This window comes from Psychrobacter sp. UBA3483 (assembly GCF_002377905.1).
In the GTDB taxonomy this organism is placed as follows: domain Bacteria; phylum Pseudomonadota; class Gammaproteobacteria; order Pseudomonadales; family Moraxellaceae; genus Psychrobacter.
In genome coordinates this window covers 565-26,586 of the sequence record NZ_DFQS01000052.1, presented here as the reverse complement: position 1 = coordinate 26,586, position 26,022 = coordinate 565, and the positions used below count along the sequence as shown (strand labels likewise).

Sequence of the window (26,022 nt, the reverse complement as noted above, 5' to 3'; positions counted from 1 at the left end):
TCATGGTTGCAATCTCACTTTGGCGGTGGATAAAGACTTTGATGCTAGCGCATCTAGGCCTCTTTTTCACCTGCTCTTTGATATTGCACTTCATGTGTTAATCTAAGGTATAAAAAGATTGGATAATACTCATTAAAACAAATTAAAGCGCCATCAACTTAAACACTGACGATAAAGGCAGGGGCTCAAATTGATGGCGTACATCATACGCCTATAATATCACGGCTCCATATTAATTGAGTAACGGCTTGCTAATAATGACGTGATAATGCCGTTTTTAAAGGTTTTAGCATGGCATAAACGGCTTATTAGCCAAATAAGCGTTTAAATACCGCGTCCAATCTTTTCAGCCAACGCCTGCAATTTTGGCACAATCATCGCTGCATATTCTTCCGCTTGCCAGTTGGCACTCGGCACACTGGCATTGAGCGAATATGCATACTGCCCAGTAGCGATGTCAAAGACGCCAACGCCCACGGCCAATATATCGGTAGAAAACTCACCATCTGATACCGTATAGCCGTATTTTACATAATGCTCTGTCGCCTCGGTTAACGCAGATTGCGCGCGGTCATACTCTTCTTTGGATAAATGCTCTTGTAGATTATTACGGATCACCGACTGTCTCGCGGGCGAGCTTACCGCATAAAAAGCGCGTCCAATAGCGGTACGGGCGACGGGCACGGCTGAGCCAACTTGCAAATTGACTGACAGACGAGCAGGGCTACGACAACAAGCGTGATAGCGCATTTCTCCTTCGACCTCGGTGGCCAAATTTACCGATACCTCATTGCTACTAGCAAATTGCCGCAGCAGTGGCTCAGCTGCGGCCACCATATCATGGCGACTCCATGCGGTCGCGCTGAGTCTCACTGCGCTACTGCCGAGTTGATACTGTCCGTGCTCGGTCATGCGTAAAAATCCAAGCGTCAGCAAAGTATGAATAAGCCGCGTAACGGTCGCTTTTGGTAATGTAGTCATTTGACATAACTGCTGATGGCTAAGCTGCTCATGCTGCTCAAAGGCTGCTAATAAAGTCAGTCCACGCCCCAGTGCGGTGACAAACTGGCGGTCATTATCGTCCTTACTTTGCTCAAGAATGGTGGTCATTCGACTAAGTAGTGGCAGGGCTGCTGATACATTTTTTGTCATTTTATGCTCATTTTTTTTGATAAAGGTTTACAGCGCCGTAAAACTTTGCTTAAATAGATTAAAATTATGAAACTAAGTTTTGCATAGCGGAACTAACAAGTCAATCATTTATACAAACGATTTACTCATTAATCACTACTCGTCGGTCAGGAAGACTGATAACAAGGAGTTCTACATGGCAACATCTAAGCGTCCAAGTTTCGACTGGGAAGATCCGTTTTTATTACGCGACCAGCTGACTGACGAAGAGCGCATGGTCACGGACAGCGCCCGTCAGTTTTTTCAAAAAGAGCTGATGCCTGGCATTTTAGAGGCCAATCGCAATGAGAATTTTGACCGTAATATCATGCGTCAAATGGGTGAGATGGGCTTGCTTGGCGTGACAATCGAAGGTTATGGTTGTGCCGGTTTATCGAGTGTCGCTTACGGTCTGATTGCCAAGGAAGTTGAAGCGGTGGATTCAGGTTATCGTTCAGCGATGAGCGTGCAATCGAGTTTGGTCATGCATCCTATCTGGGCGTATGGTACTGAAGAGCAAAGAGAGCGTTATTTGCCTAAGCTTGCGACTGGCGAATATGTAGGTTGCTTTGGTCTGACAGAACCAGATTCAGGGTCAGATCCAGCTTCAATGTCGACCCGTGCGCGTGCGGTTGATGGCGGTTATGAGCTGACAGGTAATAAGATGTGGATTACCAACAGTCCTATCGCTGATGTGTTTGTCGTTTGGGCAAAGGACGATGCCGATGAGATTCGCGGTTTTATTTTAGACAAAGGCATGAAAGGGTTATCAGCGCCGAAGATTGAAGGTAAGTTTTCATTACGTGCTTCAGTTACCGGTGAGATTGTCATGGACAAGGTATTTGTCCCTGAAGCCAATGCTTTCCCAGATATCCGCGGTCTAAAAGGGCCATTTGGCTGTTTAAATAAAGCCCGTTACGGTATCGCATGGGGCGCAATGGGTGCGGCAGAGTTCTGCTGGAAGGCCGCTCGTCAGTACACGCTAGACCGTAAGCAATTTGGTCGCCCACTTGCCGCAACGCAGCTGGTGCAGTTGAAGCTTGCCAATATGCAGACGGAAATCGCTTTAGGTTTACAAGCGGCGCTACGTGTTGGTCGTCTGATGGATGAAGACAATGCGGCGCCTGAGATGATTTCACTGATTAAGCGTAATAACTGCGGTAAGGCGCTCGATATCGCGCGTATTGCTCGTGATATGCATGGCGGCAACGGTATCTCTGATGAGTTTCACATTATCCGTCATGTGATGAACTTAGAAGCGGTCAATACTTATGAAGGTACGCACGATATTCATGCGCTTATCCTAGGTCGTGCACAGACTGGTATTCAAGCGTTTTATTAATCTTTATTAGCTAAGAGCGTACGTTGCTGTTTGGTCTTTTTATAGGCATAGCATTGACAGTAGCGTACGTTTTCAGTTGTTTTTCATCATTTAACTGCTTGGCAATTAAATGATGAAAAACAATTTTACCATCAAAAAATCAAAAAAATACGCGACACAATAAGGGATTATTATGACGGATATGGCGAAAGGCGCATTGCACGGTATTAAGGTGCTTGATTTATCGAGAGTATTGGCCGGTCCTTCTTGTACTCAAGTGCTTGCAGATTTGGGCGCTGAAGTCATCAAGGTTGAGCGTCCACGTATTGGTGATGAAACGCGTCATTGGGCGCCGCCAACATTCAGCGATGACACCTCCGCTTATTACGCTACCATTAATCGCAATAAAAAATCCCTCACTGTTGATATCACAACCCCTGCCGGACAAACCATTATCAAACAGCTTGTCGCCGATAGCGATATCGTCGTTGAAAACTTTAAAGTGGGTGGTTTAAAAAAATACGGCTTAGATTACGACAGTCTAAAACTAGACAATCCGCGCCTGATTTATGCCTCATTAACAGGCTTTGGGCAGACAGGGCCTGATGCTAAGCGTCCCGGTTATGACTATATCATTCAAGGCTTATCAGGGCTGATGAGTATTACCGGTCCAAGCGATGGCGAACCGCATAAGGTTGGCGTGGCAGTGGTTGATTTATTCGCCGGATTGCAGCTGACCATCGGTATTCAAGCCGCTCTATTAGCGCGTCAGCATACCGGACTTGGGCAGCACGTCGATGTGGCATTGCTTGATAGCGCGCTTGCGATGCTCGCCAACGTTGGTATGAATTATTTGGCATCAGACAAAGTCCCGCCAAGACTCGGTAACCAGCATCCCAATATCGTCCCTTATCAAGTATTTGCGGCTCAAGGCGCGTCGCACTTTATCTTAGCCTGTGGTAATGACAGTCAGTTTGCCAAGCTTTGTCATGTGTTGGACGTTAATTGGCATATGGACGAACGCTTTATGACTAATCCACAGCGCGTGGCTCATCGTGAGCTGCTGTGTGATGAGTTAGCTAAGCAATTTGCCAAGCAACCGCGCAGCTATTGGTTAGAGGTATTGGATAAAGCGGGTATCCCATGCGGAGCAATTCATAATATCGCTGAGGCCTTGGCGATGCCGCAAGCGCTAGCACGTGAGATGGTAATTGATTTTAGTAAGCAAGGCAGTCCTGTGCGGGCGCTTGGTAATCCGATTAAATTATCCGCCTCACCGGTCGCTTATCGGACACCGCCACCCAAATTGAGCGAGCATACCGATAATACGCTTGCTGATTTGGGCTATGACAGCGACATGATAGCCAAGCTTAAAGCCGATGGGATTGTTTAATGCTCATCCTTAAAACCCAAACGCTGCTCAATTTGCTCTGCCAATTCAATCAGGACAGCACTGACCTCAGCTCGCTTGGATTCATATTCTGCTTGTAAAAAGCTGACCGCCATACCAGCAATGGCATTACCCGACGCATTACGAATGTAAGTGCCAAGGCAATACATGCCTTCGCGCAGTTGTCCATCGTCAAGGGAGATGCGACTGGCTTGAATGGCGGTGAGCTCAGTGGACAAATCGATAAAGTTATTGACGCCATATTTGGTAATAGGTGTAGGGAAGCCAGTGGCGTAAATAGACTTTATGCTGTCCATAGATAAGGTTGAAAGCATGGCTTTGCCTGTAGCAGAAAAAACGGCTGGCACGCGAACACCAGCGCGAAAGGTAAAGCCGAGCGGTGCGGGCGCTTCATGACAAGCTAAAAACACCACTTCACCAAAATCGAGCTTGGACAAAGTTACGGTATGCTGAAGAAGGATTCGATACTGGACAATAAGGTCTTTAAACAACTGGATGACACCTTGCTGCTGCTCGTATTTACCGGCCCAATACATCAAATATGAGCCCAAATGAAAGCGGCTGTCGCTGTCTTTATAGATGACATGCTTGGCTAATAAACTTTGCAAAATATTGTGGGTCGAGCTACGTGGCAGGTTAAGCGCTTTGGCGATATGCGCCGCCGTTAAAGGTTGGGCGCTGTCAGTTATCAAATCTAAAATCTGAAAAGTTTTGTCCAAAGCAGGAACGGCGGCGGTGCTCATAAGAAACCTATAGAAGTCGATAAAATTGAAAAGTTATCAAAATAAAATGTTAAATCAGCACAAAATTGATAATAGGGGTTGCAAATAGGAGATTATCATTCTTATAATGATGTCTCATATATAGAATAGATGTTCAGTATATTGAACAAATAACAAGTTATCAATAACTATTTAAGACATAACCTTTTATTTTTAGTTGTTTTTATTTTTAGCTATTTGTTTATCACTATAAATCTGCAAACCCTATTTGCAAAATAACCCTGACAAGGAGTGTCAACATGTCACAACAGTCAAATACGCTACAACTATCAAATCCAGACCTACTCAAACAGCAGTGCTTTATCAAAGACGGCTGGCATGACGCCAGTGATGCCGCGACTATTGATGTCAGCAATCCTTTTAACGGTGAGGTCATCGGTAGCGTGCCAAGCCTGACGAGCGATGATGTCAACGCTGCGGTTACGGCTTCTCATGAGGCGCAAATCACGTGGGCGGCCAAAACGGCCAAAGAGCGGGCGGAACTACTACAAAAGTGGGCCGACCTTATCGATGCCAATAAAGAAGATTTGGCCATCATTATGACTGCCGAGCAAGGCAAACCTTTAACCGAATCACGCGGGGAAGTGGGTTATGCCAATAGCTTTATCCGCTGGTTTGCTGAAGAAGGTAAGCGCGTTTATGGCGATGTTATCCCTGCCAATCAAACCCAATTGCGCCATGTCATCTTAAAACAGCCCGTCGGGGTCTGCGCGGCAATCACGCCTTGGAATTTTCCAGCAGCGATGATTACCCGTAAAGCCGCACCTGCACTCGCAGCAGGCTGTACTATGATTATCAAACCTGCAACCGAAACGCCGTTTTCTGCGTTAGCACTGGCGGTATTGGCGGAGCAAGCGGGCATTCCAGCAGGCGTCATCCAAGTGGTTACAGGCAAATCATCAGTCATCGGCGATATCCTAACCGGCGATGCGCGCATTCATAAGCTGTCATTTACTGGCTCTACCGAAGTCGGTCGCACCTTGATGGCACAGTGCGCCCCAACCATCAAAAAACTGTCATTAGAGCTCGGCGGCAATGCGCCATTTATCGTCTTTGATGATGCTGATCTTGAAAAAGCCGCTGAAGGCTTAATTGCTTCTAAATATCGTAATGCGGGTCAAACTTGTGTTTGCGCTAACCGTGTCTATGTGCAAGACAGCATTAAAGACCAATTCCTCGACGTATTTGTAAAAAAAGTCGCTGAGCTTAATGTTGGTAACGGTATGGATGAAGGCGTCGATATCGGTCCGTTGATTAATAAAAAAGCCTTGGAAAAAGTGCAAGCGCTGCTCAAAGATGCTTTGGATAAAGGCGCAACCCTTATCACCGGTGGCAACACCAACGGCGCATCAGAGCTGTCTTATAACCCAACCGTGATTACCGATATCAGTAGTGACATGGATATCGCCCGTGAAGAAATCTTTGGTCCTATCGCTACTATCTTTACCTTTAAAGATGAAGCCGATGTCATTCGTCAAGCCAACGATACTATTTATGGTTTGGCTGCTTACTTCTATAGTGGCAGCTATTCACGCTCATGGCGCGTTACCGAAGGTCTTGAATACGGCATCATCGGTCATAATACCGGTCTTATTTCTACCGAAGTCGCACCATTTGGCGGCGTCAAGCAGTCGGGCTTTGGCCGCGAAGGCTCAAAATACGGCATCGAAGAATATGTCGTGACCAAATATTGGTGTTCTGATATTAGTTAATAGTTAGAGCTAATCGTTAGCTGTTTTATATTTTAACCATTTGTTTTTTATAGATTTTCACCTAGCATTTAACGGGATTCAAAGCATTGAATCCCAATCTTCGCCACAGCTTATTTTATAAACCGCCATACCCTCTCTGGCACCTACGCAAAAAAGAAAGAAAAGGATATTCTTATGACTACTACCAATCAATCATTACTTGAGCGCCGTAAAGCGGTATTGCCAACAGGACTTGGCGTTGCCTTTCCTATCTTTGCCGAGAAAGCCAAAAACTCGGAAGTTTGGGATATTGAAGGCAATCGTTACATCGATTTTGTCGGTGGTATCTCAGTACTAAATACCGGTCACAGCCATCCAAAAATCACTCAGCGTGTGCATGAGCAACTAGACAAGTTTACCCATACTGCCGCGCAAATGATTAACTATGAATGCTACGTTGAGCTTGCCGAAAAACTGTGTGAAAAAGCGCCAATCAGCGGTGATACCAAAGCGTTCTTTTTGACCACTGGCGCAGAAGCGGTCGAAAACTGTATTAAAATTGCCCGTGCAAAAACGGGTCGTCCGGGTGTCATCTCTTTCGTTGGCGGTTGGCATGGTCGCACGCTAATGTGCATGAGCCTAACGGGTAAAGTATTGCCATACAAAAAGAACTTTGGTCCGATGCCAGGTCCTGTATTCCATGCGTTATTTCCAGCTGAAGAGCTAAATGTCACCGAAGCACAAGCATTGCATAGTCTTGAGATGATTTTTCAAGCGGATATTGACCCAAGTGAAGTGGCGGCGATGATTATCGAGCCCGTACAAGGCGAGGGCGGTTTCCATCAAGTGACGCCATCGTTTGCCAAAGCCTTGCGCGAGATTTGCGATGAGCATGGCATTGTGCTGATTTTTGATGAAGTCCAGTGTGGTTTTGCTCGTACCGGTACCTTATTTGCGTCTGAGCAATTGGGTGTTGAGCCGGATCTGATGACCAGCGCCAAGAGTTTGGCAGGTGGTTATCCTATCTCTGCCGTTATCGGTCGCGCTGATATCATGGATGCCCCGCAAGTCGGCGGTTTGGGCGGTACGTATTCTGGTAACCCATTGGCTTGTGTGGCAGCTTTAGCAGTCATGGAAGTCATTGAAGAAGAAAACTTGCTTGAGCGTAGTGTTGAGATTGGTGACAAAATCGAAGCGTTTTTAAAAGATTTGAACCTCAGCAGCATCGGTCATATTCGTCATAAAGGCGCGATGTTAGCGTTTGAATTAATCGACAGTGACGGCAAGCCTGATGCGGCGGCGACTGCCAACTTAAAAACCAAAGCTTTTGAGCAAGGTTTGCTGCTCGCGTCTTGTGGTATGTATGGTAACGCCATTCGCGTGATGGTGCCGCTCACAGTAGAAGACGACGTATTACAAGAAGGCCTTGATATTATTAAAGGTATTTTGACTGCTTAAAGGCATTTTTTTAAAAAAATAAATGCTTAGTCTTAGGACAATGACAGCGCTGCTTTGAGCGGTGGTTTTACAACGGCGCCTTGCAAGTCAAGACGCCGTTGCTGTCTGTGCCAAGCATTTTTTTAATACTAAACCTATCGCTTGATAGGCAGGAAAAGATAAAAAAGGACAGCGTCCTATTACATAAAAATAGTTGGTATCAGTGCCGTTAAAAAGGGCTGACACGGATGACACACGGACAAGGAGTAAGTTATGTCTGAGCTAAAAAAATCGCTAGGCATGTTTGATATTATTGCTTTAGCATTCGGCGCTATGGTCGGTTGGGGCTGGGTCGTTTTGGCAGGGGATTGGATTTTAGCAGCGGGCACATGGGGCGCGATGCTAGCGTTTATGATTGGTGGTTTGGCTGTTATCATGATTGGCGTTAACTATGCGGAGCTTGCCTCATCGATGCCAGTCACCGGTGGCGAGCATACCTATACCCACCGAGCGCTTGGCGTCACGGTCTCATTTATTTGCTCGTGGAGTATTTTATTTGGTTACTTCTCGGTCGTCGCCTTCGAAGCGGTGGCACTGCCGACGGTGGTTGAATATTTTATTCCCAATTATAACCAAGGCTATCTGTGGACGATAGCGGGCTGGGACGTGTATGCCACGTGGGTTGGCGTCGGTATGCTAGGCTCAATCATCGTCACTTGGCTCAATATTCGCGGTATGGAAGTCAGTGCTTGGTTTCAAAAAACAGCGGTACTGGGTATTTTGTTCGTCGGTACGTTATTGTTTATTGGCGCAGTTCTCTATAATCCTGCGAACTCAACCGCCGTGCAAGCGCCTGCCTTTATCGGTGGTATCGGTGGCATGATGACAGTGATTGTCATGGTCCCGTTTATGTTTGTCGGTTTTGACGTGATTCCGCAAGCAGCAGAAGAGATAGATCTGACCCGTCCTAATATCGGTAAGTTCTTGATTGTCTCTATTATTATTGCGGTGATGTGGTATGTCGGCGTGGCATGGAGTGTCGGTCGCACCTTACCACTCATTCAAGCACAAGGCTCAACCTTAGCGACGGCTGACGCGATGACCAATGCTTGGCATGGCAAATGGGCGGGTATTTTATTAGTTATTGGCGGTGTACTGGGGATTTTATCGAGTTGGAATGCATTTTTAATTGGTGGCAGTCGCTTACTTTATGCCATGTCAAAAGCGCATATGTTGCCTGCATTTTTGGGCAAGCTGCATCCGAAGTATAAGACGCCAAAAAATGCCATTTTATTGATTGGTGGTCTAGCGACGCTTGCGCCTTTATTTGGTCGTAAAATGCTAGTATGGATTGTTGATGCCGGTGGTTTTGGGATCGTGATTGCTTATACCTGTGTCGCCATCTCTTTCTTAGTCTTACGCTACCGTGAGCCAGATATGGTGCGCCCGTTTAGAGTGCCAGCGGGTAAACTTGTCGGTATGTTTACCATTGTACTGGGTATTGGCTTGCTCATCTTATATATGCCAGGCATGCCGTCAGCGCTGAGCGCTATCGAGTGGTGGATTTTCTTTGGTTGGACAGCGCTCGGTATCGGTCTTTATAGCTATGCTGTCATGAAGTATCCAGGCATCAGTGAATCTATCATGGCAGAAGAATTACGCGAATTAAAAATCGTCAATCAGTTATGGTTAAAGGATAATCCACCCAAATAAAAATAAGATTTGCTCAAAATAAAGAAAGCCTAGCGTAAGCGTTAGGCTTTCTTTACATATTCATAGCATCAATCTTATCAATCAATAGTCTTGCACCAAACAAACCATTAGCGAGATTGGCATTTTATAACGGTTTATTATCTAACGCATCATTCTTTAAAGCGTGCTTATCTAAAGAGGCAGTATCCAGTTTTTTATCCTTTAAAGTGAGACTGTTTTTATGTTGCACAACTTCTTTATCAGATTTCATAACGGCATTATCTTGCGCTATTGTTTTATCCTTTTTGAGAGTAATGGGTAGCGCAGGCTCTTGATTGACTAAACGATCAGAAGGTTTATCAAAAGGTTTTATCGTTGGTTTCAGACTCTTTTTGATTCTTTTAACCGCTGCTGCATCGGCCTGCGCTTGTTCTTCTGCAAGCGATTGGTCATATAACCCTTGATAGACGAGTAGGGTTTGTTCAATCATTTCACGCATGGTAAATTTATTGGTCATCTCAGGACGGGTGACACTCTCTAGCTGGTTGCGCACCGCTTTACAGAGCGCTTTGGCGTTGTATTTTTTGACCAATCCTTGCGGATATAACGGTTGTAAAATTTCGCTAAATGCTGCTTGATCCCAGCCAATGACTGGCGTACCTAAATGAATCGCTTGTAGGGCATTGATGCCAATCGATTCTGGCTCATTGGCAAGCGCCATGACGATATTGGCCGCCGACAGCCATTCGCGCATGTCATTACGTTTGCTGCCAACGTAAGTTATGTGCTCAGACAGTCCAAGCGTATTGCTACGCTGACGAAAATCTTCATGCGCCACATCACCTTCGCGGTAATCATCGTCCATAATAATGACGTGAATATTGGGAAATTGTTCTTGCAGATTACCCAAGATATCAATCAGCCATTCTTGCCCATATTCATTGCCGATAATGGTCGGAAAAACCAACCATTTTTTGTGTTCAAGCTCAGGGTATTCGGCAAAGGTATGGCGCAGCCAATACACAGAAGGGTTGTGTCGATACGGATAACGGCGCGTATCGACACCGCGGTAGATGCGCTTGATGACTTTTGGTTCTAAATCCTCACGGCGCAGGCCTTTTTTTAAATAGTTAGTGACGCTATCGGAGACCGTGATGATAGTATCGACATCAAGCAGCGCTTGCGAGTACTTATTAATTGGATAAAAACCGTACATGGTCGAGACCAGTTTTGGCCGACGTTTGAGGCGGGCGCGGCGCAAGGCCAAATGCAATATCCATGCAGGGGTGCGCGAATGCACATGAATGACATCAGGGTCGTATTTTTCAATCAGGCGACGCAGCGGGGCGACTTGTAGCAGCGACAGCCAAGATTTCTTATTCATATAAAGCTGATGGTAAATATTACCATCGCGCTTTAGGCGTTTGACCAAGTCATTTTCTTCATCGGCGCTGGCAATGATAATTGACGTATGACCATTTTTAACCAAAGCGCGACCCAGATGAAAAATGCCGCGCTCGGATTCATCATGCTTTAAAGACGACAGTAAGCGCATAACTTTCATAATAGCGTCGGTCACCAAATAAGATATGAAGCTGCTATTGTCAGTTAAAAGCGCTGAAAACTCAACCACCAAGATAAAAAGATAAGGTCAGATTTGCCATACTTTTTTTAGCTGAGAGTAAGAGTTTTTTAGCTAAGTATAAGCAGTTGGCAATAGGTATGGTTACCAAACTAGCGACGTTTTTGTAAATGCTCAGCATTTGGCAGCACTTGCTTCTCACTGAGATATTTCCAATAGCGCTGCGGCAGATATTGCTGATGCAGACGCGTATTTTTACGCTCTTTGATATTGACATTAGTAAAGTACCCTTGCCAAAATTTTTGATAGCGCTGCTCGTCCTCGCTATGAATGCTGGCAGGATTACGCAGTACCGCATCATCTAGATCAGTGATGGTTTGCAGGGCAGCAGGATGCTTGAAGGTACTTTTACTTTTGTCATAATAAATACCATAGCCACGCGCCACATCGTAAATCGCCCAATGCTGGTCTTGGTAGCGCTGACGAAAATGCTCACCAATCAAAGGCAGTACATTAAAGTCAGGCTCAACGCGGGCAAAGTAAATGTCGTCAGTGGTATGCTCAAAGCGCACAAAGGCTTCCATGCGGTGTTTTTCTCGGCCGACCGATTTGACGGTTTGTACCAGATCCAAGACATTCAGGTTACCCAAATCTTCCATAATAGGGCGGTTAGGGTAGTCGATGGCGTATTTAACTACTTGAAATAAAGTGGTGCCGATATGAGCTTTTTCTGATAAAAATCCCCAGAGAATATTGCGCATACCTGAGCGACCTAAAAGCTTATGCAGCTTGGTTAGTACGCGTTCGGCATGCTCTTCATCTGTAGTAACACTGGTCGCTTGTGAGATTAATGAGGGCACATAGCAGTCATGAGCAATTAACTGTAAAGATGCATCGTCCTGTAAGCGATTGGCATAGACGTAAAATACTGCACTCAGCCAACCTTCAAAACTTGGCTCATAAAGCACAATACTGGGCGTTAAGTGACCGACGATGTAATCGTGACTTTGCGTCAGCTGTGACATTTATGTTCCTATTTAAAGTAGTGGCAATTAAAAATATGCCGACTAAAACAGCGTCAATTGTCCGTTGCGCTGATCTTTATATTTGGTTTGCGTTTGCGCCAGTACGTATTGACGGAAGTTATCACGGGTTAAATGCGCGAGGTGCTCGTTCTTACCCGTTGTTGCAATAAAGTACTTAGCTCGATTGACCGCCGCACCCATTTTTTTTAAATGATAAAGCGTTAACTGATTAAACTTACGCGCTTTGACTATCTTTTTAGCGGTTTTGGTACCGATACCGGGAATACGTACAATCATCTCGTAAGTGGCGGTTTGAATATTCACGGGAAAGTGCTCACGGTGGCGGATTGCCCAAGCAAGCTTTGGATCACAGTCCAAATCTAAAAATGGCGAGTCAGGCTCAACGATTTCGTGTGCGCCAAAACCATAAAAACGCATCAGCCAATCGGCTTGATACAGACGATTTTCACGTATCATCGGCACTGGCGTCCCAATCGCTGGCAGGCGACTGTCAGAGAGCATTGGCACATAGCCTGAATAGTAGACGCGCTTCAAATCATATTGCTGATAAAAATGACTCGATAGCTGAATCACTTGCAAATCGGTCTCATTACTGGCGCCAACAATCATCTGACTGGTCTGACCTGCGGGCACAAATTTAGGCGTTTTTTTATGCGTTTTACGGCTCTCTTTGATGGTGATAATTTCAGTTTTAACGGTTTCCATTGGTGCTTTTAATTCATCATGTGACTTCTCTGGTGCGAGCAAGGCTAGCCCTGATTTGGTAGGTATTTCGATATTGACGCTAAGACGGTCGGCATAAAGTCCCGCTTCTAAGAGCAATTCTTTTGACGCGCCAGGAATAGTCTTTAGGTGGATATAACCGTTAAAGCGTTCACGGGTACGCAATATCTTGGCGACCTCGACCAAGCGCTCCATCGTATAATCGCCACTTTTAAAAATACCTGAGCTGAGAAAAAGCCCTTCGATATAATTACGGCGGTAAAACTGCATGGTTAAATCAACCACTTCTTCGACACTAAAAGCGGCGCGCGGGGTGTCATTGCTCTTACGAGAGGTACAATATGCGCAATCGTAGATGCAGTGATTAGTCAAAAGGATTTTAAGGAGGCTGACGCAGCGACCATCTTCGGTATAGCTGTGGCAAATACCGGTTGCTGAGGCATCACCAAGACCACCGCCTTGGTTTTTGCGCGTACCAGCGGAGGAGGAGCAAGAGACATCATACTTAGCAGCGTCCGCTAAGATATTGAGCTTGCCTTGCAGTCGTTCATAATTTATGGTTGCCATAAGCGCGATTTACCAAATCATTTATAGGTATGTATTTTAGCAAAATTAGGCTTAAGTCATTGTAAAGGTAGGATAATTGGATAAATAATACGACAACTAGTGTCGTTTGAAGATAAAAACTTTCAACAAGAGTAGTTGGAGATTCCTTCTTCTTTAAAATAACAAAAGCCCCGCGTTTGCAAGGCTTTAGAGTAATCGTTTAGCGAGATATGATGTTTTATGAGATATGATATTTTATGAGATATGATATTTTATGAGATAGTCCTTACTGAACTTTAGCTCGTATAACGACAGTCTGAGCAGCATTTGGGCTAAGGTCAACCAAGTTCCACTTAAGACCAGAATAGTTTTCTTTGATGACCACGGTATTGCCCACTTGCTGGATGGTCTGATAGCTGTCGCCACCCGTTGTCGCAAGCGTTGGCAATGGACTGTTTAATGATACCAATTGCACGCCATTTGGTAATGACACCATCGCATTGATATCAGTAACAGGCTGTGCGGTGGTATTGGTATAAGTGGTGTGATATTCGATGACGTCGCCAGGCGCGATATGATTGGCTGGTACAGCCACTTCGCGACCGTCTTTATTTTTTAATATCTTCATGACTTTGGTTTGGGCATTAACCACGCCAGGCGTGCTAAAAGTTGGAGTCAATTGCAAGATATCTACAGAGGTAGATACGACTTGCGTCGTTGCAGGTTGGTTGGTCACGACGGTGGTGGTTGGCGCATTGAGGACTGGTAATTGGGTAGCCGTTGTTAAAGGCAAGACTTCTGTCACTCTAGTCGTTGGAACGGCTATGACATCAACTCTGCTGGTTTGATTAGTCATCTGGTTGGTCACAGGTACGCTCGTCACCGTGGCACTGCCTTGATTGACGACGGTATTAGCGCCTGAACGAACCACATAACGGGGCGCCGTGCTCACTTGCGTCACCGCAAACGGCATACCGTCTTGCATGGTAATGCCATTCGGAGTCGCAGTAATGAGGGCAGTTTTACCGTCAGAGTATTGCTCAAATACGGTTGTGCTACCACCCACAGCTGGGCTAACCGCTATCTCAGGTGCGGCATGGGCAGCAGTTAACGTCAAAAAACTACCTGCTAATGCCATTGAGAGAGCAGTAGGCAGGGTATTTTTTTTAATGAAAGCTTGTTTAAGCATTTTGTTATTCATAGCCTGAAATGCTGGCGTATTGATCGGCGTGGTCATAATAGATTCCTTTAAAATAGCAGTAAATAAAGCCAGTAATGAAGTCGCAAAAAATCAAAATTAAAAAATGAAATTGAGAAAAACAACACTTATATAAGAAAAAACCCCGTCAAATGAGCATGTAAACCATGTCAAATAACGAGGGTAAAGGTAATCATGATAGCCAATGTTCACTATCACTCCATCATTATTTTAGGCAAATGCTCAGCATTTGATACACGAGCAATTATGCGCTAAATCAAATTGACTAGAAAAGCGGCATTGTGTAACTACTACTCTAGTAATAATGACGTTGTGTACTATTTTTTGCGTTTATCAGCTGCGCTAAAACTTTATATATTTACAAAAAAAGCTTTTGTTATCAAAAGCTTTTTCTTAAAGGTGATCTATTTATCTACAAAATAAGCAAGATTAATCGTAAATCACTTTCATGATTTCATATTCGACTATGCCTTTTGGCGTTTCGATACGGGCTTCGTCGCCTTCAGATTTGCCAATCAAACCACGCGCAATCGGCGAGTTGACTGAGATTTTGCCCGCTTTAAAGTCAGCTTCATCATCGCCAACGATTTGGTAGCGCTTTTCTTCTTCAGTGTCCATGTTTTCGATAACCACGCTCACACCGAATACCACACGACCATCTTTTGGTAGCGTGGCAGGGTCAATCACTTGTGCAGCGCCAAGCTTGGCTTCGATATCACGGATACGCGCTTCGCAAAAACCTTGTTGTTCGCGAGCAGCATGATATTCAGCGTTTTCTTTTAAGTCGCCGTGTTCGCGAGCTTCAGCGATGGCCGCTGTAATACGTGGACGGTCGACACTTTTTAACTGTTTTAGTTCGGCTTCTAGGGCCGCATGTCCTTGTGGAGTCATGGGATAACGTTGCATGTTTTTTCCTTAAACCAATAACACGGGCACCATCTCCTAGTGACTAGTGAGATGGTGTCAGTGTTGTTGCAATGAGTATGTGATATAAAAAGAATGAGGTTGAGGCTGCGTCGTAAGTAACTGCACACTTAGCTATTAACTATCAGCACGGATACGCTTACCGATAAGACGCCTTAACCTGACGTAATAAAAAGCATAGTCGCAGTTCAGCCACTATGCTTTTTAGATTTATCTTTTAAAAAATTTATTTTTCTAAAGTATAATGTTTCTAAAGTACAGTCGTATAAAACCAGTAATAATTTTTGCTAACACTTTTAAATAAGCGTTGCTATTATGCTTAATCTACTGAAATTATACCACCAAGTCAATAGTGCTAAGCGATAGTCTTTGCTTGTTCATGCAAATCTTGTAGCTTATACACATCAAAAGGTAGGTCAATCGCATAAGATTTACAAACCGCATCTGCCGCACCTAATGTCGTGACATAAAACACTTTACCTTGTAGGGCACTGCGGCGGATAGAGAAGGAATCCTCTTGCGCCTGCTTGCCTTCGGTCGTATTGATAATAAGGTCGATTTTGCCGTTTTTCAAGGCATCGACGATATGCGGGCGACCTTCGGTAACTTTGTTGATTTGTTTGCATTCAATACCGTTTTCCGCCAGTACTTTTTGCGTACCAGTAGTGGCAACGATGTTGAAGCCAAAGTCGAGAAGCTGACGGGCGATAGGAGTGACTTGCTCTTTATCGCTATCACGCACCGATATAAAGACGGTTTTGGTTTCGCCCTCAGTTGGTAGACCTGGCAGGCGCTCATTACTACCGATAACCGCTTTGTAGAATGCTTCGCCAAAGGTTTTACCCACACCCATCACTTCACCGGTTGATTTCATCTCAGGACTCAAGATAGGGTCAACACCTGGGAATTTAGCAAATGGGAATACCGCTTCTTTGACCGCATAAAATGCTGGGACAATTTCAGTGGTAAAGCCTTGATCTTTCAATGACGTACCCGCCATACAGCGAGCCGCAACTTGTGCCAGTGACGTACCGATACATTTAGAAACGAAGGGTACGGTACGGGCTGCACGTGGATTGACTTCTAAAATGTAGACCGTTTCACCTTTTACCGCGAACTGAACGTTCATCAAACCGACGACGCCAAGCTCTTTTGCCATGGCAACCGTTTGCGCGCGCATTTTATCGCAAAGCTCATCTGATAATGAGTAAGGCGGCAATGAGCAGGCTGAGTCACCAGAGTGAACGCCAGCTTGTTCGATATGCTGCATGATACCACCAATCACAACATCAGTACCGTCGCAAACACAGTCCACATCAACTTCGATGGCATCATCTAAGAAGCGGTCAAGGAGTACAGGCGCTTCGTTTGACGCTTGGACCGCCGTGCGCAAGTAATGTCTGAGCTCATCTTCGTTATAGACGATTTCCATCGCGCGACCGCCGAGTACATAAGATGGGCGTACAACCAACGGATAACCAACGTCTTTGGCTTTGACCAAACCATCTTCTAAGCTTGTCGCTAAAGCATTGGTTGGTTGCACAAGGTTCAATTGCTGAATCATATGCTGGAAGCGTTCGCGGTCTTCAGCACGGTCAATCGCATCAGGACTGGTACCGATGATTTTGACGCCAGCAGCTTCAAGCGCACGCGCTAGTTTCAATGGCGTTTGACCGCCGAACTGTACAATTACGCCATCAGGATTTTCGATACGGACAATCTCTAACACGTCTTCAAGCGTGATTGGCTCAAAATACAGACGATCCGAGGTGTCATAATCGGTTGAAACCGTTTCAGGGTTACAGTTGACCATGATGGTCTCGTAGCCGTCTTCGCGCATGGCAAGCGCCGCATGAACACAGCAATAGTCAAACTCGATACCTTGACCGATACGGTTTGGACCGCCACCGATAACCATGATTTTTTTGTTATCAGTCGGGTTTGCTTCACATTCGCTGTCATAGGTTGAGTACATATACGCGGTGCTGGTGGCAAACTCTGCCGCACAGGTATCGACGCGCTTATAGACAGGATAAACGTTCAAATCCCAACGCTTTTTGCGTAGCTGCTTTTGTGAGACGCCAAGCAATTTTGCCAAACGCAAATCTGATAAGCCTTTACGCTTAAAGCTACGCAGATTTTGCTCAGTTAAACCGCCAAAACCTAAGGCTTTCACCTGTGCTTCGGTTTTGACGATGTCTTCAATTTGTACCAAGAACCATGGATCGATTTTGGTTAAATTAAACACTTCATCGACACTCATGCCGATACGGAAAGCATCGGCAATATAATAAATGCGCTCAGGCGTTGGAATGGTTAAGCGATTGTTAATCTCGCTACGGGCTTTCTCAATACTGACTTTTGCTAAGTCAATTTGCTCATCAAAACCATCATTGCCGGTTTCCATGCCGCGTAATGCTTTTTGCATCGATTCTTGGAAGTTGCGACCGATTGCCATCACTTCACCAACCGATTTCATTTGCGTTGATAACACACTGTCGGCTTGTGGGAATTTCTCAAAGTTAAAGCGAGGGATTTTGGTGACAACATAATCAAGTGCCGGCTCAAAGCTCGCTGGGGTTTTGCCGCCCGTAATGTCATTTTGCAATTCATCTAGCGTATAACCAATCGCCAGTTTAGCCGCTATTTTAGCAATCGGAAAGCCAGTGGCTTTTGATGCGAGTGCCGATGAGCGTGACACACGTGGATTCATCTCGATGACGACCATACGACCAGTATCAGGATTGATACCGAACTGGACGTTTGAGCCACCTGTTTCAACACCAATCTCACGCAGTACGGCTAGTGAAGCATTACGCATGATTTGATATTCTTTATCGGTTAACGTCTGTGCGGGGGCGACTGTGATTGAGTCGCCGGTATGGACGCCCATCGGGTCAAAGTTTTCAATCGCGCAGATGATGATGCAGTTATCGTTTTTGTCACGAACCACTTCCATCTCGTACTCTTTCCAACCGATTAACGATTCATCGATTAGCAATTGATGGTTTGGTGATAAGTCAAAGCCGCGCTCACAAATCTCGATAAATTCGTCACGATTGTAAGCGATACCGCCGCCTGAGCCGCCCATGGTGAATGATGGGCGAATGATACATGGATAGCCCATTTTTTCTTGAGTAGCAAAGGCTTCTTCCATGGTTTCAGCGGTTTCAGCGCGAGGACATTCAAGACCGATACGCTTCATGGCTTTATCAAATAAGTTACGGTCTTCTGCCATCTCGATTGAGTCTTTGGTCGCGCCAATCAGCTCACAATTATATTTGGTCAAGACGCCATGTTTGTCTAGGTCTAAAGCACAGTTTAGCGCTGTCTGTCCGCCCATCGTTGGTAGAATCGCGTCAGGACGCTCTTTAGCGATGATTTGCTCAACCGTCTGCCACGTAATCGGCTCGATGTAAGTCGCATCAGCCATGACAGGGTCGGTCATGATGGTTGCAGGGTTTGAGTTGACCAAGATGACGCGGTAGCCTTCTTCTTTTAGCGCTTTACACGCCTGCGCGCCTGAGTAGTCAAACTCACATGCTTGGCCGATGACGATAGGGCCTGCGCCAATGATAAGAATGCTTTTTATGTCGGTACGTTTTGGCATAGTTAGGGCTACCTTCGTTTGGGTGATATTTTGAGTAATCTGTATTTTAACGATATGTTCGATAATACTTATCGTGTCTGCTAGGGTGCAGCTTGAACCACCATCTGTGCTTCAAGCTTTATACTTATATTTATTCTCTGTTTGCGGTTAACTATTGATAAGTTACGCTTTCGCCGCTGCCATCATCTCTGCAAACTTATCAAACAGCGGCGCAGCATCATGTGGACCAGGGCTGGCTTCTGGGTGACCTTGGAAGCTAAAGACCGGCTTATTGGTCAGCTCAATGCCTTGGTTGGTACCATCAAATAATGAGCGATGGGTAGATTTAACATTGTCAGGCAGGGTGTCTTCATCAACCGCAAAACCATGGTTTTGACTGGTAATCATAACGGTACCCGTGGCTAGGTCTTGAACTGGATGGTTAGCACCATGATGACCGGTTTTCATTTTGATGGTTTTTGCACCGCTGGCAAGACCAATGAGCTGATGACCTAAGCAGATACCAAAGGTTGGAATGTCGGTTTCTTCAATGATATGACGGACCGCATCGATAGCATAGTCACAAGCCGCTGGGTCGCCAGGGCCATTTGATAAAAATATACCATCTGGATTCATCGCGAGGACATCTGTGATAGGCGTTTGCGCGGGTACCACTGTTACATGACAACCACGGTCTACGAGCATACGTAGGATATTGGTCTTGCTACCAAAGTCATAGGCGACGACGTTGTATTTTGCTTCGACATGCGTGCCCAAGTGCTTAAAGAAGCCGCCCGTACCGCTGTCATGGCTGCCCGGTATATCGCGGTTGAGTAGGGTGTCTGATAGATCCCAGCTGCCTGCTGTCCATTCAAACGTCGTCGGCGTACAGCATTCTTTTGCCAAGTCCATGCCTTCAATACCAGCAAATTCTTGCGCCAATTTAATCGCTTGCTGTTCATCTTCGCTGCTAATCGTTGCGCCGTTAGAGGCGGTCATGATACAGCCATTTTGAGCACCTTTATCACGTAGTAGGCGCGTCAACTGGCGGGTATCGATATCAGCAATGGCGACCGTATCATGGTTCTGTAAATAATCCGTCAATGACTCTGAGTTGCGAAAGTTTGAGGTGACCATGGTGGCATCACGAATAATAAGTCCTTCCGCCCATACTTGATGGCCATTTCCAGATTCAACATCTTCAGCATTGGTGCCGGTATTGCCGATGTGTGGATAGGTGAGTGTGACTAGCTGGCGCGCGTAACTTGGGTCAGTTAGGATTTCTTGGTACCCTGTCATGGCTGTATTAAATACCACCTCACCGACACGATGACCAAGACTACCGATACTCACACCGCGAAAAATCGTACCGTCTGCTAGTGCCAAAATTGCTTGTATTTCTGCCGATGAATTCAAGGGTTGCCTCCGCTGTTATGGGTGAGTGCCGTGATATTTTATGGTAAAAATTTTGTTTTAAAAGGGCCTCTTAGAAGTATCTAAATGCTGCTAAATACACATAAAAAAAGGGCTAGAGCCAAATTTTTTCCACAAAAAAGCGAGAAGACATCATCGATGAAAAGGTACAGGATTCACTAAGGGGTGAATAAGTAACTTACATCATGTCCGCTCGCTTTGGCACAGATTTTGCGCATTATACTAGAGTTTTGCGTTAAGGGCTAGCACCTTCTCTCGTCTGTCATTTTTCAATCGCTATTCAGCGATATTTTAAGATAAGGTGATGTCTTAAGGCCAATCATAAGCCACGTTGCTCATTAAGATAACTGACTGTTAAAAATTATAATGCACCGACACCCCATAATAGTCGGGTGCTAAATTGGTGGCGATATGCAATTGGTCGTCATAATAGCTTTTGGTAAAATACATACTACTGGCAACCCCTAAGGCAGCTCCCGCCAATACGTCAGCCACATCATGTTCGTCGGCTTCAACGCGGCTATAAGCCACAAAACCTGCACCAATATAAGCCGGAATGCTATATTCTAAGCCATAGCGTTTATGAATAAAGCTGGCGCCCTGAAATGCCATGGAGGTATGGCCAGAAGGGAAGGAGTCCTCATCACGGCCATTGGGTCGCTCTTTATCTATCACCGACTTTAGGACTTGCGTCGTAGCAACGTTGGTCGCAAATGAATAGTAAAATTGCTGACGACCCTCTTTATCATCCATATAATAAGTGCTACCGTAAGCAGCAGCTGGAATGGCAAAGGCCAGCACATCGCCTACCTTACTAGTAGTGCTACTGTCAGCGTGGGCAGGGATGGCAGCCATCAAGCTGGTCGATAATAAAATGATAGGGGCGTATTTTTTGCTGATCATCACTGCGATCCTAAAAAGGGTTGGTGAGCGTTGATTGCCTCTATAAAATCCTATAGTTACTTTATAGGGATAAATGGCATACGGCTTTATTCTAAATTCTAATTGCTCTATTGATTGGCGGCAGCATTATACTATAAAGTTTTTATCTTTCTTTACAACTATCATGCTTTAAGTCACATTTATTTGTGGCACGCTTTTTACCATATATACACTTGTATAAAAATAACCACTAAGGATGGATGATGATTTATCAATATTTAGACAAAACGCCAGAGTTTGCAGTCCCATTTAATGGTTGGGTTGCTGATACTGCACGGGTGATAGGCGATGTGTATTTGGGTCATAAGGCCAACGTCTGGTTTGGGGCGGTGATTCGCGGTGACAACGAGCGTATTCATATCGGTGATTATAGTAACGTGCAAGAAAACAGCGTCATTCATACCGATGCAGGGATTGAGGTTAAAATCGGCGATTACGTCACCATTGGCCATTTAGCGATGCTGCATGGCTGCGAAGTTGGTGATAATAGCTTGATTGGTATTGGCGCGGTGGTATTGAATAATGCCAAAATCGGTAAAAACTGTATCATTGGTGCCAAAGCTTTGGTCACCGAAGGTAAAGAGATTCCGGATAATTCGCTGGTGATGGGCGCGCCGGCAAAAGTGGTCAAAACCTTGAGCGATGAGCAGGCGGCAATGTTAAAACTATCAGCGCTGCACTATAGCGAACGTTGTCAGAAATTTAAAACCGGCCTAACAGAAATAGCGATGCCTGATTAATTGCTATAGATGTTAGAACAATAGGAGTCAGAGCAATTTTATAAAAAAGAGGATGGTTTTATAGTAACCCATCCTCTTTATAGATGTTAAATTATAGCTGTTTTTTTATGTTGTGATGCTTTTTATGCAAACGGTCGTTATGCCATTAGCATCATGATAAGCCAAATAACGGCAAAAATGATAATGCCAATAATCAGGCCGCGAAAGATATCATGGCGTATAGAGTGGTCACTAAGGTAACGATTATTACCCGTCTCGTCCATATTTAAGGCATTGACGCTTTCAGCACCGGCGCTTTTACCGACGATAAAACCCATTAACGCCCCCAAAACTAACATAAATGGGGTAAATAACCAAAATATCTCGCCATTGCCCATACCGGCGATTGAGCGAATAACAACGATGGCAAGGTCGATAAGTAAGCCGCCAAAACCATACATCAAGCCATTTAACAGCGCATAAAGCAGACGCTCTAAAGGCGATTGATAGCTTTTGCCTAACTGCCGTCGCCTGATTTCTCTGATGGAGCGGGCAGGACGTCGCGGTCGGTTGGACAAAGCAGTTTTATCATCAGGCGCTTTCATAAATTTCTCTATTGTTATTATCAAGCAGGCTAAAGATAAGCTAATAAGATATTAAAGTAAACAAGTTAGCATAATTATGTTCGGTAAACAGTAGATTTATAGCGCATGATGCAGCACATTTTATATTCAATATTTTTTCTAAAGCATTTTATAGTCAAAAAATTATCTCTTTAATAAACAAAAAATAAGGTTCCATTATGCAGGCAGCACCAGCGCCAAAAGAGTTGGCACTCTTTGATTTAGACCATACGTTACTTGACGTCGATAGCGACTATCTTTGGGGTGAGTATATCGTCAAGCACAATCTGGTTGACGAAGCCGAGTACCGTACCGCCAATCAAAAGTTTTATCAAGATTATATCGAAGGTACGCTTGATGCGACCGAATACAATGAGTTTGTCGCGCAATTTTTGAGTAGCTTGCCGATGGACAGACTGCATGAGCTACGCGAAGATTATATTAAGACGGAAATCGAGCCGCACATTCGCCCAAAAGCCATGGAGGCGCTCTGTCATCACGTTGAGCAGGGTCACGACGTAGTGATTATTTCTGCCACCAATGATTTTGTGGTGTCGGCGATTGCTAAGCGTTTTGGTATTGAAGATAGTAATGTGCTATCGACACCACTTGAGATACAAAACGAGCGTTATACCGGTAAATTAACCGATAAGCCCAATTTTAAAGAAGGTAAAATCTACCATCTAGACAAGTGGCTTAATAAAAAGCAATTAGCGGGTATCACTTTTGATAAAACTTATGCCTATTCAGATTCCAAAAATGACATTCCATTACTCGAATGGGCGGATGTGGCTATCTGCGTGTCACCCGATGATGCCCTGCATGCGCACGCGCTGGCCCATCGCTGGGCAGTAGAAGATTGGTCGATTTAGCTGGTCTATAGCTATTTAATATAAAGGCAGTATTAATTAGCCAACTATTTAGCATCAATCTCATTTAAAATAGCGCCATATCAGTAAGATATTTATTTAAAAAGACAGGAAACTTTATGGAAATCAATCCCTATCAAGAGCGTATCAAAGATTTATCTGAGCGTGGACAGGACCTTCGGAGGTATCTTTGACTTCGATGGTAAGCAAGAACGCTTAGAGGAAGTTAATTTAGAACTGGAAAACCCCGAGCTATGGAACGATCCAGAGCGCGCGACCAAGATTAATAAAGAAAAAAGCCAGCTTGATGGCGTCATCGACGTGGTGGTTTCGCTTGAAACGACTTTGGCAGATGCTGCTGCCATGCTTGATTTAGCAGTAGAAGCAGAAGACGAATCCTTGCTTGCGGATGTGCAAGCAGAGCTCGACAATGCAGAGAAACGCGTTGCTGATTTAGAGTTCCGCCGGATGTTTAGCGGTGAGATGGATCCAAACAATTGCTACTTAGATATTCAGTCGGGTAGTGGCGGCACCGAAGCGCAAGATTGGGCAGAAATGCTGCTGCGAATGTATACGCGCTGGGCCGAGGCGCATGGCTTTAAAGTCGAAGTTATCGAAGTATCGTCAGGTAGTGTCGCTGGAATTAAGTCAGCGACGATTGAGATTAAAGGCGATTATGCCTTTGGTTGGTTACGTACCGAAATTGGCGTGCATCGCTTAGTGCGTAAATCGCCATTTGATAGTAATAATGGTCGTCATACTTCCTTTGCCGCCGTTTTTGTCTCACCTGAAATCGATGACAACGTCGAGATTGATATCAATCCAGCCGATTTGCGTATCGATACTTACCGCTCATCAGGCGCGGGTGGTCAGCACGTGAACACCACCGATTCTGCGGTGCGTATCACCCACGAGCCAAGTGGCGTGGTGGTGACGTGTCAAAACGAGCGCAGCCAACATGGTAACAAAGCGACGGCGATGAAAATGCTCCGTGCCAAGTTGTATGAGCTTGAGATGCAAAAGCGTATGGAGAGCCAGCAAGCGGTCGAGGATAATAAATCTGATGTCGGTTGGGGCAGTCAAATCCGCTCTTATGTACTTGATGACTCGCGCATTAAAGACTTGCGTACTGGCGTTGAAACCTTTAATACTGGCGCGGTACTCGATGGTGACCTCGATCAATTTATCGAAGCAAGCTTAAAAGCGGGATTATAGAGGTTTTTAATAGCCTTATTTAAAAACATTAAAAGTAGTATATTGGAAATGCGATTTAATAAAGATAAACGAGCGACTTTGAGGGTTTACGAACAACAGAGCCGAGTGTTCTTTATTAAATTGCTATGCTGTTATAGATAGACTATTGATTCTATTTAATCACCAATCAAACTTTTTAATCACCAATCAAACTTTAAACGGAACGACTTAAGGAAAATTATGCCAAGCGTTAATAATTATTTTGATAATAAAGTGACTTCTATCGCCTTTCAAACGGCAACCAAGCCCGCTACCGTCGGCGTGATGGAAATTGGCGAGTATGAGTTTGGTACTAGCGAATTTGAAACCATGAGCGTAGTCAGTGGAGCATTGACGGTAAAACTGCCAGAAAGTCATGAGTGGCAAACCTTTAATGCGGGCGAGCAATTTACCGTTGAAGCCAATCAAAAATTTGGTGTTAAGGTAGAAGTGGAAAGTGCTTATTTATGTACTTATGGTCAATAATCGTTTTTATACCAAACCCAAGATATATAGTATAATCCACTTATGACTATACCAATAAATAACCTAGAAGACCATGACTTTGGCAAACACTCAAAGACTGAGCGCAATCCCAGAGCCCGACTACGCCTGCTCATCTTATACCAATATAGTATAGGCAAAGCCACTAACGATATTGCCAAAGATCTTTGTATTCACCCTCAAACTGCCAGGCGTACCTTGAAGCGATATTATGAACGAGGACTTGAAAGTCTCTACGATCGTCATCGTCGAGGTCGTCACAGCAAATTGGCAGAAGCAGACATAGCCGCTTTTAAAGCCATGATAGTCTCTGAACAAGAAAAGCGAGCTGGCGGTCGTCTAACAGGCAAAGACATTCAGCAATTGGCTAAAGAACACTACAACGCTCACTACACCGTTAACGGTATCTACGAGCTACTCAAGCGTATTGATATGAGTTGGATAAGTGCTCGTAGTCAGCATCCAAAAGCCGACATACAAGCTCAAGACGCTTTTAAAAAAACTTTATAGCACAGGTTAAGGCGTCACTGCCTACTGATGTAAGCCTAGATCAAGTGGACATCTG

Annotated in this window: 21 protein-coding genes; 10 read left to right on the top strand and 11 right to left on the bottom strand. The window is 44.9% G+C overall.

Annotated elements, in window-relative coordinates:
- Positions 1 to 324: 324 nt before the first annotated feature.
- Positions 325 to 1,152: an IclR family transcriptional regulator gene (locus B2866_RS09665; RefSeq protein WP_296193412.1), complete on the bottom strand. Its 828-nt coding sequence runs from the start codon at positions 1,150 to 1,152 to the stop codon at positions 325 to 327.
- A 175-nt stretch (positions 1,153 to 1,327) separates the two neighbouring features.
- On the opposite strand from B2866_RS09665, the gene B2866_RS09660 reads away from it, so the two are divergent.
- The gene (locus tag B2866_RS09660) at positions 1,328 to 2,512 is read left to right on the top strand and encodes an acyl-CoA dehydrogenase (protein ID WP_296193409.1); all 1,185 of its coding nucleotides are present in this window, start codon (positions 1,328 to 1,330) and stop codon (positions 2,510 to 2,512) included.
- A 172-nt stretch (positions 2,513 to 2,684) separates the two neighbouring features.
- Positions 2,685 to 3,884, top strand: coding sequence for a CaiB/BaiF CoA transferase family protein (locus B2866_RS09655; protein WP_296193406.1), 1,200 nt, complete (start codon positions 2,685 to 2,687; stop codon positions 3,882 to 3,884).
- Here B2866_RS09655 and B2866_RS09650 read toward each other — a convergent pair.
- The gene (locus B2866_RS09650; RefSeq protein ID WP_296193404.1) at positions 3,881 to 4,645 is read right to left on the bottom strand and encodes an IclR family transcriptional regulator; all 765 of its coding nucleotides are present in this window, start codon (positions 4,643 to 4,645) and stop codon (positions 3,881 to 3,883) included. The two genes, B2866_RS09655 and B2866_RS09650, sit on opposite strands and share 4 nt — an antisense overlap.
- Positions 4,646 to 4,923: 278 nt before the next feature.
- On the opposite strand from B2866_RS09650, the gene B2866_RS09645 reads away from it, so the two are divergent.
- From B2866_RS09645 to B2866_RS09635, 3 genes are all read left to right on the top strand, one after another.
- Positions 4,924 to 6,396 carry an NAD-dependent succinate-semialdehyde dehydrogenase gene (locus tag B2866_RS09645; protein WP_296193401.1) on the top strand — a complete coding sequence of 491 codons (1,473 nt, stop codon included), beginning with the start codon at positions 4,924 to 4,926 and terminating at the stop codon, positions 6,394 to 6,396.
- A 174-nt stretch (positions 6,397 to 6,570) separates the two neighbouring features.
- Positions 6,571 to 7,833: a 4-aminobutyrate--2-oxoglutarate transaminase gene (gene gabT, locus B2866_RS09640; protein WP_296193399.1), complete on the top strand. Its 1,263-nt coding sequence runs from the start codon at positions 6,571 to 6,573 to the stop codon at positions 7,831 to 7,833.
- A 252-nt stretch (positions 7,834 to 8,085) separates the two neighbouring features.
- Entirely contained in the window at positions 8,086 to 9,525 is a 1,440-nt protein-coding gene (locus tag B2866_RS09635; protein WP_296193396.1) for an APC family permease, read from the top strand.
- Positions 9,526 to 9,649: 124 nt separating this feature from the next.
- Here the strand turns inward: B2866_RS09635 and B2866_RS09630 are convergent, their stop codons facing one another.
- The 8 genes from B2866_RS09630 to B2866_RS09595 all read right to left on the bottom strand — a co-directional run bounded on the left by B2866_RS09630 (position 9,650) and on the right by B2866_RS09595 (position 21,470).
- Positions 9,650 to 11,068, bottom strand: a complete 1,419-nt coding sequence (locus B2866_RS09630) for a glycosyltransferase (protein WP_296193393.1) — start codon at positions 11,066 to 11,068, stop codon at positions 9,650 to 9,652.
- Between the two features lie 170 nt (positions 11,069 to 11,238).
- Entirely contained in the window at positions 11,239 to 12,111 is an 873-nt protein-coding gene (locus tag B2866_RS09625) for a TIGR03915 family putative DNA repair protein (RefSeq protein WP_296193390.1), read from the bottom strand.
- A 42-nt stretch (positions 12,112 to 12,153) separates the two neighbouring features.
- Complete coding sequence (locus B2866_RS09620; RefSeq protein WP_286796974.1) at positions 12,154 to 13,422, bottom strand: putative DNA modification/repair radical SAM protein; 1,269 nt, start codon at positions 13,420 to 13,422, stop codon at positions 12,154 to 12,156.
- Positions 13,423 to 13,687: 265 nt separating this feature from the next.
- Positions 13,688 to 14,638, bottom strand: a complete 951-nt coding sequence (locus B2866_RS09615) for a hypothetical protein (protein ID WP_296193384.1) — start codon at positions 14,636 to 14,638, stop codon at positions 13,688 to 13,690.
- A gap of 411 nt (positions 14,639 to 15,049) precedes the next feature.
- The gene (gene greA / locus B2866_RS09610; RefSeq protein WP_296193380.1) at positions 15,050 to 15,526 is read right to left on the bottom strand and encodes a transcription elongation factor GreA; all 477 of its coding nucleotides are present in this window, start codon (positions 15,524 to 15,526) and stop codon (positions 15,050 to 15,052) included.
- A gap of 373 nt (positions 15,527 to 15,899) precedes the next feature.
- Positions 15,900 to 19,154: a carbamoyl-phosphate synthase large subunit gene (gene carB / locus B2866_RS09605; protein WP_200662810.1), complete on the bottom strand. Its 3,255-nt coding sequence runs from the start codon at positions 19,152 to 19,154 to the stop codon at positions 15,900 to 15,902.
- 162 nt (positions 19,155 to 19,316) lie between these two features.
- Entirely contained in the window at positions 19,317 to 20,549 is a 1,233-nt protein-coding gene (carA, locus tag B2866_RS09600; protein ID WP_296193378.1) for a glutamine-hydrolyzing carbamoyl-phosphate synthase small subunit, read from the bottom strand.
- A gap of 372 nt (positions 20,550 to 20,921) precedes the next feature.
- A complete protein-coding gene (locus tag B2866_RS09595) occupies positions 20,922 to 21,470 on the bottom strand; it encodes a phosphatase PAP2 family protein (protein WP_296193375.1) in 549 nt (182 codons plus the stop codon).
- A gap of 242 nt (positions 21,471 to 21,712) precedes the next feature.
- Here B2866_RS09595 and B2866_RS09590 point away from each other — a divergent pair, with 242 nt between their 5' ends.
- A complete protein-coding gene (locus B2866_RS09590) occupies positions 21,713 to 22,249 on the top strand; it encodes a gamma carbonic anhydrase family protein (protein WP_201609151.1) in 537 nt (178 codons plus the stop codon).
- A 137-nt stretch (positions 22,250 to 22,386) separates the two neighbouring features.
- Here B2866_RS09590 and B2866_RS09585 read toward each other — a convergent pair whose 3' ends face one another.
- Positions 22,387 to 22,833, bottom strand: coding sequence for a hypothetical protein (locus B2866_RS09585; RefSeq protein ID WP_296193370.1), 447 nt, complete (start codon positions 22,831 to 22,833; stop codon positions 22,387 to 22,389).
- A 197-nt stretch (positions 22,834 to 23,030) separates the two neighbouring features.
- Between B2866_RS09585 and B2866_RS09580 the strand changes: the two genes are divergently transcribed.
- From B2866_RS09580 to B2866_RS09565, 4 genes are all read left to right on the top strand, one after another.
- Positions 23,031 to 23,723, top strand: a complete 693-nt coding sequence (locus tag B2866_RS09580) for an HAD family hydrolase (RefSeq protein WP_296193367.1) — start codon at positions 23,031 to 23,033, stop codon at positions 23,721 to 23,723.
- Between the two features lie 116 nt (positions 23,724 to 23,839).
- A protein-coding gene (gene prfB, locus B2866_RS09575; RefSeq protein WP_289049970.1) for a peptide chain release factor 2 occupies positions 23,840 to 24,935 on the top strand; the annotation gives its coding sequence in 2 pieces (ribosomal slippage) (positions 23,840 to 23,911 and positions 23,913 to 24,935; 1,095 coding nt in all).
- Positions 24,936 to 25,154: 219 nt separating this feature from the next.
- Positions 25,155 to 25,439: a pyrimidine/purine nucleoside phosphorylase gene (locus B2866_RS09570; RefSeq protein WP_296193364.1), complete on the top strand. Its 285-nt coding sequence runs from the start codon at positions 25,155 to 25,157 to the stop codon at positions 25,437 to 25,439.
- A gap of 42 nt (positions 25,440 to 25,481) precedes the next feature.
- Positions 25,482 to 25,967 carry a winged helix-turn-helix domain-containing protein gene (locus B2866_RS09565; protein WP_296193362.1) on the top strand — a complete coding sequence of 162 codons (486 nt, stop codon included), beginning with the start codon at positions 25,482 to 25,484 and terminating at the stop codon, positions 25,965 to 25,967.
- Positions 25,968 to 26,022 lie beyond the last annotated feature (55 nt).